The organism is Marinobacter mangrovi, from assembly GCF_016798325.1.
GTDB lineage: Bacteria > Pseudomonadota > Gammaproteobacteria > Pseudomonadales > Oleiphilaceae > Marinobacter_A > Marinobacter_A mangrovi.
In genome coordinates this window covers 1339731-1354091 of the sequence record NZ_JAERVO010000001.1, presented here as the reverse complement: position 1 = coordinate 1354091, position 14361 = coordinate 1339731, and the positions used below count along the sequence as shown (strand labels likewise).

Genomic DNA, 14361 nt, shown 5'->3' with positions numbered 1-14361 from the left:
GACGACTATAGCGGTTCGGAACCACCTGATCCCATCCCGAACTCAGCCGTGAAACGAACCAGCGCCGATGGTAGTGTGGCATCTGCCCATGCGAGAGTAGGTCATCGTCAGGCTCCTAAATCCGAAACCCCAGCACGGTAACGTGTTGGGGTTTTTTATTGGCCGCCGGAAAATCAAGAGCGACCTGCCGGGTGCGCACGAGAGGACCATCCCCTCCGGACAGCCGGAGCAACCGCCCCAACCAACCCCAAAATCACCCGCTCTGCAGCCAAGCGAATCAGGCCATACCCCAAATAAAAAGGCCCCGACGATCTCAATCACCGAGGCCTTTCAGGAACCAGGAACACTCAAACAACGCCAATCATTGCCCCTGCCCATCAATCCCCACAATCTGGGCAATAATGTCCTGAATCACCGTAAACTGCTCATTCACGCTATTCAGCACCTGTTTGACCTGCGCCAATTCCAGGCTGAAATACACGGCTACCGCCACCAGTCCCACCAGCGTCACCGACCAAAGCAGCCTTAGCCGGCGATAGCGTCGATCAACGCTTTCTTCGATCTGTGCCTGGAGCGTAGCGACGGTTGTTCTTAACTGGTGCAGTTCATCATGGGTGTCTTCATAGGCGATTTCGAGCGTCGACAGCCGGCCTGTCAGGCGGCGGCTGACCGAGGCCTCGTCGGTCCCGTTAAGAGACTCTTTCGGCAAGGGTAGGAGAGGGATGTCGTCATCGCGGCCGGCCAGGATGGAATCCACCATATCGAGAAGCTGGTCGCGATCCACCTGTTTGCTGATCACGCCGGCCGCACCCAGAGCTTTTGCATCCTCAAGGTATTTGTCGGCGTTCTGTGAGGTGTACATGAAGACCGGAATATCCCGGGTATCCGGATCGTCTTTCAGAATCTTCAGGGCATCAAAGCCATTCATGCCCGGTAGAAGGTGGTCCAGGAAAATCAGGTCATAGGACTCAGCCCGAAGCATCTTGAAGCCTTCTTCCGCAGAGGCGGCGCCCCGGGCGGTAAAGTCTGCCTTTTCAAGCATGCGGGCAAGGATGATCCGTGCTGTCGACGAATCATCAACAATCAGCGCGTGGCCGCGAGGCATAGTGTTCTCCTTGTGTACTTATGACTCCGACCACGTGTGGGACGCCTTTTATAGGGTACCCACAGGCGCCTATTCCCCGCCCGGCCGTCTGGGCCATGGCAAGGACAGCGCCTAATTCCCTGGAGTTTCGAAAAAGTTATCCCCTCAACCCGCCTGACGCAAGGAATTCGCGCAGGTTATGGCAAGAGGGGATGGGATCATTGTCAGGACATCAGGGCAGGTGGATCTCAAAGACGCCACCGCCCAAAGGGCCGCCATTATACAGGTGAACGAAGCCCGATCGCCCGCCTTCACGGTGGAGGTGGGCAACGGCGTTGGCAAAGTAGAGCCCCAGGCGTGTGCTGCCACTGGTAAAGTCGATCGGTGCCGCGGTATCCGGCGTTGCAGACAACATGCTGGATGGGTAGCCGTTGCCATCATCTGCCACCTGCAACACCAGGTAACCATCCTCTTCCCGATTGCTGATGCGGATCTGCTTGTGAGTGTAGCGAATGGCGTTATTGAGCGTGTCGTTCAGCACGCCCGTCAGCAGGTCGGCGTCGAAAAAGCCGCTGACCGCCTCCGCAGCGATTTCATAATCGATGCCGCGGCCGTCCAGCAACGGGACATGGCGGGCCAGTTGGGCCTCAAGGTAGTCCGGCACATAATGCTCTTCAATGTGGGCCGAGAGATTGGACTGATCCAGGCGGTAGAGGCCGAGCAACTGGACCAGGTCCGAGTGGACCCGTTCAGCCTCGTAGCGCAGGGTGTTGAAACGGGGCGACTGGGTTACGCTCGGTGACAGCTCCTCCCGCAGTTCGTCCAGGGAATGCAGCAGCATGCCCAGGGAATTTTTCATATCGTGGACGGCAGACGCCATGACCATGGAAAAATCCGGCGTTGGCGACGGGTCCCGGTCGGGACGGGTAGTGTCATCGGTCATGACAGAGCCTCGACTTTGCGTTTGAGCGACTGGAAGCGGCGATATTGTTGATGGCCTTCCGGCAGGCTGTCCAATTGCGCCAGACACTGACGACATTGCTGGATCAAGGCGTGGCGGTCTGCCCCCTGATCGATCTGCCGGAGCCGGACCTGTACCAGGTTGAGATTGAGAGCCGGATGAGCAGGAACCAGGGCCAGAGCCTCAGCGAAGGTCTCGGCGGCCGCCTCCAGATCCTGTTTCTCGAAGGCCTGAATGCCCTCGCGAGTGAGGCGTCTCGCTTGCAGTCGTTTGCGGAAACCGACGGGTTCGTCGAGCAGCGCTTCGATAGCCGACTGAATCTCGGCATCGCCTTCGCAGCGTTGCGACAGAGCCATCAGTCGCTTCTTCGCCTCATCCCGTCGATCTCTGGCAAACAGGGTGCGAGCCAGCTCCAGTTCGGCACCGGGGCTCAGGCGGTCTCCGCTCTCGATCAACGGGGTGATGATAGCGTCCGCCTCTTCTACGCGCTTCTGACCCTGCAGCACGCGCGCTTCGATCAGGCGTGAAAGGTCCGGCACATCGTCGGCTTCTGGAAACCGCTTGCGGACCAATGCCAGTGCTCGCAGAGCTTCATCGGCGCGGGCACGTCCCTCATCGCTGGTATCGTCTTCACTGAGATCGCAGAGGGAGCGGCCCAGCCCCAGATAATGCTCGGGCTGGTCGTGAATGCTGTGGCGGCCCAGATGCACTGTTTGCCGCCAGGCCTGGCAGGCGGTATCCATGTCCTGGTTGCGACTAGCCAGCGTTGCCAGTTGCTTCTGGCGCAGGATGGCGTTGGGGGACAGGGCCGTGGCCTGTTCCAGGGTTCGCTGCGCCGTACCCGACTTGCCGGCCAGGGACTGAGCCCGTGCCAGTTGGTCGTAGGCTTCGACCAGGTCCGGTTGCCGCTCGATCAGCGTTTGAAGGGCCTGTATGGCCTCGCCATACCGTTGTTCGGCGATGAGAATGCGGCCGAGCCCCAGGCGGGCCCAGGACAGATCCCGGGACTGCAGGACGTCCTCACAGATCTTGCGGGCGTGGCTGTAGTCACCGACCTGGTAATAGAGATCCGACAACGTCTTGAGTATCCAGGTGCGGTAACGGGGTTGCTGGGGCAGCATCTGGGTGCACAGGGAAATCGCCTTGGGCAGATTGTCGAGATCGATCTCACGGTTGATGGGCAACAGCACAGCTCGCTGTTGCAGCAGAGCGTTGAGCCGCTGGCTCAGGGACGCCTGGTTGATGGGCTTGGTAAGATAGCCGTCCGGCTGATATTCCCGGGCGCCCATGACCATCTCCTTCGAGGTTTCAGCCGTTACCATGATGAACAGCGAGGTGCGCCGCAGCAGCTTGCGGTGCCGCAACTCCTCCAGCACGTGTTGACCGTTCTTGCCGGAACCCAGGTTGTAATCGCACAGGACAATATCGAACTGATCGTAAGTGCAGCTCTGGATGGCGGCGCTGCCGGTGGCGCAGGCTTCGATATGTCCGATGCCCATGCCGCGCAGCATCTGGCGCATGGACAGGCGGAAATTGTCGAAGTCGTCCACCACCAGAACGCGGAGCTTCGAGAAGTCGATCGGTTGGTTGCCGGACTGGGATTGGGGCCTTGGGCTGCTCATGATCAGGCTCCCTGGGTGGCTTTCTTGAGCTGTTTGTTCACCATGGCGCGCAGGGCCGCTGGCTTCACAGGCTTGTACAGGATCTGGTAACCCAGCTCCAGGGTCCGGCTGCGAACATCTTCAGCCATGTAGCCGGTGATCAGGATACCGGGAATCGCTTCGCCCAGCTCTGCACGCAGGGCATCCATGGCGTCCAGGCCATTCTTGTCGTCATCCAGCTGGTAGTCAGCCAGGATAATGTCCGGCGGCTCACCGGCAAGCTTGTCGCGGGCCTCGTCCAGGCTGCGGGCAGGCGTCACCCGGCAGCCCCAGTTGTTCAGCAGGGCGATCATGCCGTCGAGGATATTCTCGTCGTTGTCGATACACAGGACGGACAGATCCTTGAGGTTGGAAAGCCCACGAGACGATGGCTTGGCGCTCTGTGGTGCCATGTTGGCCTCGACCGGCTCCACGCGTGGCACGGTAATGCTGAACATACTGCCCCGGCCCTGTGTGGACCGAACATTGACCGGATGATCCAGCATGGTGCTGATCCGGTCGACGATGGCCAGGCCCAGACCCAGGCCTTTCTGGTCACTGGCCTGCTGCAATCGGCGGAATTCTTCGAAGATCTGCTTCAGCTTGTCACTCGGAATCCCGGGGCCCGTGTCCCACACCTCGATCTTCACGTAGCCCTTAAGACGCCGACAGCCCAGAAGGATGCGACCACTTGGCGTATAGCGAATGGCGTTGGACAGGAAGTTCTGGATCACCCGGCGCAGCAACTGGGGATCGGAGTGGATCCAGGCGGAGCAGGGCACCAGATGAAGCTCCAGATTCTGCTCCTGGGCAATGGCAGAGAACTCCGTCGACAGGTGGCGTAGCAGCTCATTGACCGAGAAGCTGGACCGCTTCGGTTCCAGTGCGCCGGCATCCAGCTTGGAGATATCCAGCAGCGTGCTGATGATTTCCTCGGCGGCCTCCAGCGAGCTGTCGATGTGATCCACCAGTTCCTTGAGCTCGGTGCCCGAGGCCTTGCCGGCGAGCGCCGAGGTGAAAAGCCGTGCGGCATTCAGTGGTTGCAGCAAGTCGTGGCTGGCCGAAGCCAGGAAGCGGGTCTTACTGACGTTGGCCTGCTCGGCCACGGACTTGGCGGTCAGGAGCTGTTCATTCAATACCTGCAGTTCCTGGGTCCGTTCCTTGACCCGTTGCTCCAGGTAAATGTTGGTTTCCTTCAGCGCCTGCTCGGTGCGGCGCATCGGGGTGATGTCCTGGAAGGTGGTGACGTAACCGCCACCGGGAATCGGGCTGCCCTCAATCTGCAGCACGGTGCCATCCGGGCGGTGCTGTTCGTCACCGAACGCCAGGCCTTCGCGCATGCAGTGCAGCCGGTATTCCACCAGTTCGTCCACTTTGCGGGCCGGCAGGTTGGTCACCATGTTGTAGCGGATCAGATCCGCGAACGGACGGCCGGCGCGTACGAAGCCCCGTGGGTAGGTGAACATTTCCAGGTAGCGCTGGTTCCAGACCACCAATTGCTGCTGATGGTTAACGACGGCCACGCCCAGACTGATGTTCTCGATGGCGGATTGCAGCAACTCCCGGCTGAAGGTCATCGCCTGGGATGCTTCGTCGACGATGCTGACCACATCCTCGATCTGCATGTCTCGCCCGGTGAGGGTGGACTCCAGAACCACGCGGGCCGTAGAGGCCCCGATGACGGAAGCCAGCTGGCGCTCCACGTATTTCATCAGGTGCGTGCTGGCTGGTCGGTGGGGGGATAACCGCAGGGCGTTACGCCGCTCATAGTTGCGGAAGAGGGTATAAGCCCGCTCCTCGCCCATGAACCGGTCGGCGACCGCCTGCAGGTCGGAAATCAGGATCTCACCTTCCCAGACTTGTTGCTGCGGTGTGTCGGCCCGGGGTTCGGGATCATGGAAGAAGGAGGCAATCTGGATCTTCTCCCGCACCCGCTGGCGCGTTACCAGCGACAGGACGACGTAGATCAGCGTGTTGCAGCCGAGACTCCAGATGATGCCGTGACTGACCTCGTCCATATGCAGCCCGAACAGGGCCGTCGGACGCGTCCAGGCGATGCCCAGGATGCCATTCTCGATCAGGGTATGGCCGAGCCAGCCGGTCGACGTCAGCGTGGGGATGAGCAGGGTGTAGCACCACATGAGGAAGCCGGCGGCCAGCCCCCAGACCGCACCCGTGTGGTTGCCGCGCCGCCAGATGATGCCGCCCACCAGGGCCGGCCCGAATTGCGCTGCGGCGGCAAACGACAGCAGGCCGAAAGCGGTCAGGCTGTAGTCCTCTCCGGCCAGACGGTAAAAGCCATAGGCGGTCAACAGAATCACGAAGATGGCCACCCGGCGAATACTGAGCAGCAGGTAACTCAGGTCGCCGCGCCGGTTCATCCGCGGATGGAAGAACTTCAGCAGCGCCGGCATGATGATCTCGTTACTCACCATGGTGGAGATCGCCACCGAGCAGACGATTACCATCGCCGCGGCGGCGGACCCACCGCCCAGGAACGCCAGGACCGCGAGCCACTGCTCGCCCGCCAGGATCGGCAGGCTGAGAATCATGACGTCCGGATTGGTCTGCTCGCTGGTAGGCATCAGCAGGCCGCCGGCCGCAATCGGCACCACAAAGGCGCTGGCGATAATCAGGTAGGCCGGCATCGCCCAGCGCGCGGTATTCAGGTCACGATGGTCGGTGTTTTCGACCACAGTGACATGGAACTGGCGGGGCAGGCAGATGATGGCCAGCATGGCGACCAGCGTCTGGGTGATGAACGCCACCGGCTCGATGTTATCCGTCGTGAGCGTGCCCATCAGGTTGGCATCGCGGATACGCCCGAACAGGTCGCCGAAACCATCGTAAAGGCCATAGCCGACGAACAGTCCGACGGCGACGAACGCGATCAGCTTGATCACCGATTCGAACGCGATGGCTTGGATCATACCCCGGTGGTGTTCGGTGGATTCCAGATGGCGCGTGCCGAACAGCACGGTGAAGATGGCCAGCGCCAGGGTGATGTACCAGGCCGAGTCGGTCCAGGCAGCTTCGCTGATCGAGGGGCGGAACAGGCCGCCGGGTTCGGTCAGCACATTGAAGCCCATGGCGATGGCCTTCAACTGCAAGGCAATGTAAGGGATGCTGCCCACCAGCGCGATGATCGAGATCAGCGCTGCCAGGGACTGGGATTTACCGTAACGGGAGGCGACGAAATCAGCGATGGACGTACTGTTGTTGCGTTTACTGATGTAGATGATGCGCCGCAGCAACGGCGAGCAGAGCAGGAAAACCAGCAGAGGCCCCAGGTAGATGGGCAGAAACCCGAACCCTTCCTGGCTGGCACGCCCCACGGCGCCATAAAAGGTCCAGGACGTGAAATACACGGCCAGGGACAAGGCATAGATGTGGGTGCGGGCAAATTTCCGGTGATAGAGACCGGGGTGGCGGTCGCCCGCCCAGGCCACCAGGAACAACAGCGAAATATAGGTAACGGAAATCAGGGCGAGTAGCCAGACACTCAGCATAGACAGCCTTTGCCGCGGTACATCTTTTTTAGGGCCTGTTCATTCGATAGGAGCCGACGCCTGCTGGTCAGGAGCACACCTGACCCAGCAAACGGTCGCCGTCGGATAACTGCCTCAGCCCTTTGGTATTGGCCTTGCCATCATCACCGACCGGCACCAGCTCCTGTGAGTTGCAGTTCAGGAGATAGACCTGTTCTTTAACCGAGTCAGTATAGGTCCTCTCAAACCGGTAAAGATAGAAACTCACGACCTCGGGGTTGGTCGGGTCGGGCTTCATACTGTGTGTGTCGAGCACCGTAAAGCGCACGACCTGCGGCACGATCAGGCTCCAGGGGCGCCAGATCACGCTCTGGGTTTCTTCATTGACCACCACTGCACCGTCCGGCAACCGGGATTGGGTGACGGTGTGCCACGTGTATTCATTGTAAGCCAGGTAACTCAGCATGCCGATGCCGGCAAACACCGGAATCAGCCAGCGCGGGGCTTTCTGGCGTGTTGCGGCGCGGATGCCCAGTGCCAGCCCGGCAGCACCCAGCCCCGCGAACACGGTAGCAACAAAATTCCAGAACATCGGTCTTCCTTAAATAAAACGGGCTTCCCCGAGGGGAAGCCCGCCTGTTGTCGTTATGCAGCGTGCTGCATTGAACTACATTTCGGATTAATGGTCGACTGCGCCCGTGGCGCCGCGCGGATAGCGCACGCTTTCAACCAGATCCTGAATTTCCTGCGGCGGTTCTTCGGTGGCCGAGGAAACTGCGAAGGCCACGACGAAGTTGATGATCGCACCGATCGCACCGATAGACAGCGGGGAAATTCCCAGGACCCAGTTGTCCGGCGTATCCGCCAGGTTGTTGGTGCCCGGGATGAACAGCCAACCCTTGTACACGAAGATGTAGACCAGCGTGAAGGCCAGACCCACCAGCATGCCAGAAATGGCGCCGGTGTTGTTCACCCGCTTGGAGAAAATCCCCATCATCAGCGCCGGGAACAGGGACGCCGCGGCGATACCGAACGCCAGCGCCACCACCTGGGCCGCGAAGCCGGGCGGGTTGGCCCCCAGGTAAGTCGCCACAACGATGGCCACCGACATGGAGATCCGGGCCGCCATCAGTTCGCCTTTCTCGCTGATGTTCGGATTGATGGAGCCTTTGATCAGGTCGTGACTCACTGCCGACGAAATCGCCAGCAGCAAGCCTGCCGCAGTCGAGAGGGCAGCTGCCAGACCCCCGGCAGCGATCAGACCGATGACCCAGCCCGGCAGATTGGCGATTTCCGGGTTGGCCAGAACCAGGATGTCCCGGTTGACCTCCAGCTCGTTCCCCTTCCAGCCGCGGGCCTCAGCCTGGCTCTGGAAGGCCGGCGTATCGTTGTACAGCTGGATGCGGCCGTCGCCATTCTTGTCGGTGTACTGGATCAGGCCGGTGGTTTCCCACTCCTTCACCCAGTTGGGACGGTCGTCGTACTGGATCGGGGCGGACTGGGTGCCTTCCGGATAGATGGTGTTCATCAGGTTCAGGCGGGCCATGGACGCCACGGCCGGTGCGGTCAGGTAGAGCAGGGCGATGAAGACCAGGGCCCAGCCGGCTGACCAGCGCGCGTCCGCCACTTTCGGCACGGTGAAGAACCGGATGATGACGTGCGGCAGACCGGCGGTACCGATCATCAGCGTCAGTGTGAACAGCACCATGTTCAGCTTGTTGTCCACATCCGCCGTGTACTCATTGAAGCCCAGATCGGTAATGACCTGGTTCAGCTTGTCCAGGATCGGCATGCCGGAGGCCGTGTGATCCGAGAACAGGCCCAACGCGGGGATCGGGTTACCGGTCAGTTGCAGCGAGATGAATACCGCCGGGATGGTATAGGCGACGATCAGCACGCAGTACTGGGCTACCTGGGTATAGGTGATGCCTTTCATGCCGCCGAGTACGGCGTACACGAAGACCACGACCGCAGCGATGATCAGGCCCATGGTGGCGTCTACTTCCAGGAAGCGGGAGAAGGCCACACCGGCACCGGCCATCTGGCCGATAACGTAGGTCACCGAAGCCACGATCAGGCAGATAACCGCCACCAGGCGCGCGTTCTTGCTGTAGAACCGGTCGCCGATGAACTCAGGCACCGTAAACTTGCCGAACTTACGCAGGTAAGGCGCCAGCAGCATGGCAAGCAATACGTAGCCGCCGGTCCAGCCCATCAGGAAGGTGGAGTTGGCATAACCGCCGGCGGCAATCAGGCCGGCCATGGAAATGAAAGAGGCGGCTGACATCCAGTCCGCACCGATCGCCATACCGTTGGTGACCGGATGAACGCCGCCACCGGCAACGTAGAAGTCCTTGGTGCTTCCGGCCTTGGCCCAGATCGCAATGGCAATGTAGAGGGCGAATGAGCCGCCCACAAACAGGATGTTAATGGCAAATTGACTCATCGTGCTTACTCCTCATGCAGGCCGAATTTACGGTCGAGCGCGTTCATTCTCCAGGCATAGAAGAAGATCAGAACGATGAAAGAGAGGATGGATCCCTGTTGGGCAAACCAGAATCCCAGGTCGGTCCCGCCGACGTGGATGCCGGCCAGTAGCGGTCGGAAGAGTATTCCGCAGCCATAAGAGACGAACGCCCAGACCACCAGGCATCCGACAATCAGGCGTAGGTTCGCCTTCCAGTATTCCACAGCGTTTTGAGGGTCGTGCGACATAACAGCTCTCCAATGTTGTTTTTATTGAACATGGGCTCTTTATTGGTAGGCGTTTGGTCCGAGACCGGCTGGACTGCCGCGACGATTATCCGTTGCTGCCCCATCCATGGCCGTAAACCGGTGCTGGAAGCGGATCAGTCATGCGTCCAATCGGGCTCGCGACGTGCTGCACAGCGCTCGGGTCACTCGGAAATACTTATTTGCATTCTTTTTCCATCTTTACCCAAAGTCAGACTCTACCCGCAGCCGGAACATTGGATATTGGCAAATAGTCTAAGAATGCAACTGTTAGTCCTTAAACATCTTTGTAAGGCGATATATCGCCTGGCGGTAGATATGCGTCGCCAAAAAAATGTTAAAGATATCAGTGGTTTTTAAGCTGCTGAATGCGCCGCCCGACACGCAGGGCATCGTTGAGCGCTGCCAGGGAGAGGATGTTTTTCTTGCGGGCATAGCGCAGGGCGATCAGAGCCAACTCGGCGGTCGCCATGGCATCGGCGGCGGCATGATGGCGCTCACTGACGTTGAGGCCGAACCAGTCTACCCAGTCGTCCAGCCGTCCTTTTCCAACCCGGGCGTCGGGAAAAAGGGCCGGCAGGATCTCGGCAACGTCCAGCCAGGTGTGCCCGGTGTTGTAACCGAGCCGGGATCGCAGGGCCTTCTCCAGAAATCGGCGGTCGAAGGCGGCGTGAAAGGCCAGCACGGGATCGCCGTTCATCCATTGCAGCAGGCGCAGAAGGGCGTCTTCCGTCTCGTGGCCGCGCCGTAAGGATTCGGGGCCGATTCCATGGATCAGCACGGTTTCACGAATATCCAGCTCCGGGCGCTGCAGGATCAGGTCAAACTGGTCGCGGAGCGGGATGGCCATGCCATCGATCGCGACGGCGCCGATGGCAATCACCTGGTCCCGGGCCGGGTTGAGACCGGTGGTTTCCAGATCCAGGACGATCAGCCGCTGGCCAGCCAAATCGGTGTTGTCGGGCCGCTTGGGAAGGGGCAGATCATCGAGTGTCGCGCGCCGGGGCGTGGTGCCGAATCGCTGTGACAGCCAGTGGCGAATCTGGTCGATCGGAGTCGTCATAGTTGATAGGTGAGTTCCAGTTTGTGCTGAAGCCTTTGGGCCTGTCGAAACGATTCTCTCAGGATCCGCCGATCCAATGGATTGAGGTCGTCCGGGTTCACGTAGTTGTGCAGCGGTTGGTCCTGCCTGGCCTGCTCCTGGTGGGCGCGCATACGGATGGCCTGGATCAGACCATAGGCCTCTTTCCAGGCGTTGGCGTCCTTGCGGTCGAAGACGCCTTTCCTAGCAAGCTGTTCCATGCGCTCGACGGTGTTGGATTCGGTAATGCCGTTGGCCAGCGCAAACACCCGCGCCGACTCGACGAACGGCGCCAGGCCCTGGCGTTTGAGATCGAGGGTGTGTTTCTCCCCGTCCGGCGCATAGCGAAAGCCTCGAAACAGGGTCAGTGGCGGCCTACGTTCCACCGCATTGGCCGCCAGCATTTTCTGGAACAAGGCGTTTTTCCGGATACGGCCCACGATCCGTTGCTGGAGTTGCTCCAGGGGGGGGGCGGGGCCATAGACCGCGCGCATGTCCAGGAAAATCGACGAGTACACCAGGTTCTGCGGCGTCGAGGCCTCGATAAAGCGGATGAACCAGTCGTCCCACTCGCGGCTGCTCAGACACAGCTTGGGATTGCTGGCCATGATGTTGCCCTTGCACAGGGTAAACCCGCATTCGGCCAACTCGTTATTGACCGTTTCGGCAAAGGGCAGCAACGTCGTCCGCACGTCGTCTTCGCTCATGCCCGCTGGCGGCTCGAACAGCATGCCGTTGTCCTGGTCGGTCAGCAGCGTTTGTTCCTGACGTCCCTCGCTGCCGAACGTCAGCCAGGTAAAGGGAATGCCGGGATCGCTTTTCGCCATGTTGAGCTCGAGCACGCGGCGCACGGTGACGTCGTTCAGCGTGGTGATGATCTTGACGATCTGCCCGGAATCGGCACCGTGGGCCAGCATGGTGTCCACCAGACGGGTCACTTCCGAGCGCAGGCTGACGAGCGTCCTCAGATGACCGGCGGTGGCGATGGTGCGCGCCAGTCTAACCAGGTCCACACGCTGAAGAGAGAAGAGATCCCGCTGGGACACGATACCGACAAGCCGGCCTTCACGATCGGTCAGGCACACATGGGCAATGTGATGCTCGGCCATCAGCATCGCGGCCGAAAACGCGTCCTTGTCGGCAGGCAGGGAGAGCGGATCCGGCGTCATGACCTGGCTGATCGAGGCGTCAAGCGAGGCCGTCTCTTCAGCGATCATCGTGCGCAGGTCGTGCAAGGTGAAAATACCCACTGGCTGGCGGGCTTCATTGGTGACGATGACGCTGCCCACGTTGTTCTCGTGCATGCGGGCGACCGCTTTGCGAACGGGAGAATCCGGCGAACAGACGATGGGATTGCGCAGGGCATAGCGATCCAGAGGCGTGTCCAGCGACTGGGCGGGGCTGATGGTGGCCATCGCGTTGGACTGGATGCGCTGGTTGACCTGATCGAGCAGGCTGCTGACGCCGCGCAGACAGAAATCGCGGAATGGATCGCTCTCGGCGAACAGGGTCACGAAGCTGGCGTGATCCAGGCTCAGGCAAAAGGTATCGCCGGCCGCCCGATGCAGGGTTCGGGTTGGGCGTTCGCCGATCAGGGCCGCGAGCGGGAAACATTCGCCCTGGCTGATTTCGAAGGTCGTCTGGACGCTGCCGTCTTTGCCTTCGCGTTCGCCGCGTATCAGTCCCTGTTTGACCACATTGAAGGTGGTCACCGGGCCATCGTCCGGCGAAATCACCACATCGTTGTCGGCATAGAATCGCAACGTGCTGTGTTCGGCAAAATGGGCCAGATGGTCCTCATCCATGCTCGCAAAGGGATTATGCTCACGCAGGAAGGCCATAATGGCCCGGGTGTTCTGTGGATGTGGGTCCCGGTTTTCGGCAGGCATGGAGGGTCCTCAGGGTTCTTGCGCTTTGTTATCTGACGAGTTTAGTTGAAGCTTTGAGCGGCCGGTGAGCGGATGTGTAAGACTAATGTACAACTGTAGACGTCAAAGGATTTGGTTAAGGTACTTGCAGTTATCTCGTAACTGATCTCCGTCGGGATAACTGTCTGTGGTGTCTGAAAGCTTAAGGGAAGATTTCTTCCCGAATTTATGCTCCCCCCGGTCCCCTCCGGGGGTTTTTTCGTTCTGGCACCCGTATTTCCCGCTTCGTATCCCTTTGGGCTTGCTTCCGTGTTGGCGCGGCTGGTGGTAGAGTTTTTCTGTCCGTTCCTGTATTTAGGCATCGCGGACAAGCACCACAGCAACAAACCGGGTAGAACCATGACCACAAAAGAGGAGCGGCTCAGCTTTCTGGAAGAAATGAGCGATGTGCGCCGGATTAAACGGCCCAATCGCGCCGACGTCCAGGCATCCCGTGTGGTGACGCCGGGGCATCTTGAACGGCAGCATTCGGCCGTAAGCGACACGCCCAAGGACACCAATCCGCTCACCGGTGATAACGTCGAGCCTCTCAAGAGTCACGATGTGCTGGCCTATCAGCGGCCGGGTATCCAGCATGGCGTCTATCGCAAGCTGCGCCTGGGTCAATACCCGATTGAAGCCCGCCTGGACCTGCATCGTATGACCGTGGATGAAGCGCGTCGGGAAGTCTTCAGTTTTATCAACGAGTGCCTGTCCCATGGCATCCGTTCCGCGTTGATCCTGCACGGCAAGGGCGAACGTAACCCGGACGGTATCGCCCAGCTCAAGAGCTACCTGGCCAAATGGCTGCCGGAACTTGAACCGGTCATGGCGTTCCATTCGGCGCAAAAGCATCACGGGGGCACTGGCGCGGTATACGTCATGCTGCGCAAAGGGGATCGCGACAAGCAGCACAATCGGGAGCGTTACGGTTCCAAATAAATGGTCATCTTTCGACACGCCAACATGAGCGACACTTAATGCTGTGCGATCCGAATCTGTGTTGAAATAGGGGCACTTGAAAGCAATCAGGGAGTTATTCATGCGTAAGCTGATTCTGGTAGCGCTCGTCGGATTGGTGCTCGCCGGTTGCAGTAAGGACCGGGCCATCTGGAACGACAACGGTAAGGTGGACGAAGCCACCCACAACCGTGAAGTCTGGGACGACAACGGCAAGATGGACTCCAAGGATCGTAAATTCTGGGATTCCAACGGCAAGATGGATTCCGGAGAGCGTAAAATCTGGAACGACAGCAATGGGGATCCGGTCATCCAGTGACCCCCATTGATTGACCGCCCCCTGCAAAGCGCCGGCCCTGTCCGGCGCTTTTGCGTTGTGGCCTCCCGTCAGCAACGCTGTGCCGACAGTCCGCTATCGATTATTCCTCCGTGTATCCTTCCCTGTTTTCTGCCGTGCGCGTGCCGGAATTGAGTGATTACTCTAATTCCGGCTAGACTGGCCTGAAA

At 59.9% G+C, this 14361-nt stretch carries 11 protein-coding genes and 1 rRNA gene; 3 read left to right on the top strand and 9 right to left on the bottom strand.

What is annotated here, in order from left to right:
• Positions 1 to 113: ribosomal RNA gene (gene rrf / locus JL474_RS05990) — 5S ribosomal RNA — on the top strand; the annotation flags it as partial.
• A 248-nt stretch (positions 114 to 361) separates the two neighbouring features.
• Here rrf and JL474_RS05985 read toward each other — a convergent pair.
• The 9 genes from JL474_RS05985 to JL474_RS05945 all read right to left on the bottom strand — a co-directional run bounded on the left by JL474_RS05985 (position 362) and on the right by JL474_RS05945 (position 12876).
• Entirely contained in the window at positions 362 to 1105 is a 744-nt protein-coding gene (locus tag JL474_RS05985; protein ID WP_203141259.1) for a response regulator, read from the bottom strand.
• Positions 1106 to 1316: 211 nt separating this feature from the next.
• Complete coding sequence (locus tag JL474_RS05980) at positions 1317 to 2027, bottom strand: sensor histidine kinase (RefSeq protein ID WP_236011996.1); 711 nt, start codon at positions 2025 to 2027, stop codon at positions 1317 to 1319.
• Positions 2024 to 3667, bottom strand: a complete 1644-nt coding sequence (locus tag JL474_RS05975; RefSeq protein ID WP_203141258.1) for a tetratricopeptide repeat-containing response regulator — start codon at positions 3665 to 3667, stop codon at positions 2024 to 2026. The genes JL474_RS05980 and JL474_RS05975 overlap by 4 nt, the downstream gene beginning before the upstream one ends.
• A 2-nt stretch (positions 3668 to 3669) precedes the next feature.
• Complete coding sequence (locus tag JL474_RS05970) at positions 3670 to 7194, bottom strand: hybrid sensor histidine kinase/response regulator (protein WP_203141257.1); 3525 nt, start codon at positions 7192 to 7194, stop codon at positions 3670 to 3672.
• Between the two features lie 67 nt (positions 7195 to 7261).
• The gene (locus JL474_RS05965; RefSeq protein WP_203141256.1) at positions 7262 to 7765 is read right to left on the bottom strand and encodes a hypothetical protein; all 504 of its coding nucleotides are present in this window, start codon (positions 7763 to 7765) and stop codon (positions 7262 to 7264) included.
• Positions 7766 to 7852: 87 nt separating this feature from the next.
• Positions 7853 to 9619 carry a sodium:solute symporter family protein gene (locus JL474_RS05960; RefSeq protein WP_203141255.1) on the bottom strand — a complete coding sequence of 589 codons (1767 nt, stop codon included), beginning with the start codon at positions 9617 to 9619 and terminating at the stop codon, positions 7853 to 7855.
• A gap of 5 nt (positions 9620 to 9624) precedes the next feature.
• On the bottom strand, positions 9625 to 9888 hold the full coding sequence (locus JL474_RS05955; RefSeq protein ID WP_203141254.1) for a DUF4212 domain-containing protein: 264 nt from the start codon (positions 9886 to 9888) through the stop codon (positions 9625 to 9627).
• 364 nt (positions 9889 to 10252) lie between these two features.
• Complete coding sequence (locus tag JL474_RS05950) at positions 10253 to 10969, bottom strand: 3'-5' exonuclease (RefSeq protein WP_203141253.1); 717 nt, start codon at positions 10967 to 10969, stop codon at positions 10253 to 10255.
• Positions 10966 to 12876, bottom strand: coding sequence for a putative nucleotidyltransferase substrate binding domain-containing protein (locus tag JL474_RS05945; protein WP_203141252.1), 1911 nt, complete (start codon positions 12874 to 12876; stop codon positions 10966 to 10968). Before JL474_RS05945 ends, JL474_RS05950 begins: the two co-directional genes overlap by 4 nt.
• Before the next feature lie 378 nt (positions 12877 to 13254).
• Between JL474_RS05945 and smrA the strand changes: the two genes are divergently transcribed.
• The gene (gene smrA, locus JL474_RS05940) at positions 13255 to 13836 is read left to right on the top strand and encodes a DNA endonuclease SmrA (protein WP_203141251.1); all 582 of its coding nucleotides are present in this window, start codon (positions 13255 to 13257) and stop codon (positions 13834 to 13836) included.
• 100 nt (positions 13837 to 13936) lie between these two features.
• Complete coding sequence (locus JL474_RS05935) at positions 13937 to 14173, top strand: hypothetical protein (protein WP_203141250.1); 237 nt, start codon at positions 13937 to 13939, stop codon at positions 14171 to 14173.
• Positions 14174 to 14361: the final 188 nt, after the last annotated feature.

Excerpts from the sequence above, each read along its gene's own strand:
- JL474_RS05985 (WP_203141259.1), bottom strand. The coding sequence starts at position 1,105 with ATGCCTCGCGGCCACGCGCTGATTGTTGATGATTCGTCGACAGCACGG.
- JL474_RS05980 (WP_236011996.1), bottom strand. The coding sequence starts at position 2,027 with ATGACCGATGACACTACCCGTCCCGACCGGGACCCGTCGCCAACGCCG.
- JL474_RS05975 (WP_203141258.1), bottom strand. The coding sequence starts at position 3,667 with ATGAGCAGCCCAAGGCCCCAATCCCAGTCCGGCAACCAACCGATCGAC.
- JL474_RS05970 (WP_203141257.1), bottom strand. The coding sequence starts at position 7,194 with ATGCTGAGTGTCTGGCTACTCGCCCTGATTTCCGTTACCTATATTTCG.
- JL474_RS05965 (WP_203141256.1), bottom strand. The coding sequence starts at position 7,765 with ATGTTCTGGAATTTTGTTGCTACCGTGTTCGCGGGGCTGGGTGCTGCC.
- JL474_RS05960 (WP_203141255.1), bottom strand. The coding sequence starts at position 9,619 with ATGAGTCAATTTGCCATTAACATCCTGTTTGTGGGCGGCTCATTCGCC.
- JL474_RS05955 (WP_203141254.1), bottom strand. The coding sequence starts at position 9,888 with ATGTCGCACGACCCTCAAAACGCTGTGGAATACTGGAAGGCGAACCTA.
- JL474_RS05950 (WP_203141253.1), bottom strand. The coding sequence starts at position 10,969 with ATGACGACTCCGATCGACCAGATTCGCCACTGGCTGTCACAGCGATTC.
- JL474_RS05945 (WP_203141252.1), bottom strand. The coding sequence starts at position 12,876 with ATGCCTGCCGAAAACCGGGACCCACATCCACAGAACACCCGGGCCATT.
- smrA (WP_203141251.1), top strand. The coding sequence starts at position 13,255 with ATGACCACAAAAGAGGAGCGGCTCAGCTTTCTGGAAGAAATGAGCGAT.
- JL474_RS05935 (WP_203141250.1), top strand. The coding sequence starts at position 13,937 with ATGCGTAAGCTGATTCTGGTAGCGCTCGTCGGATTGGTGCTCGCCGGT.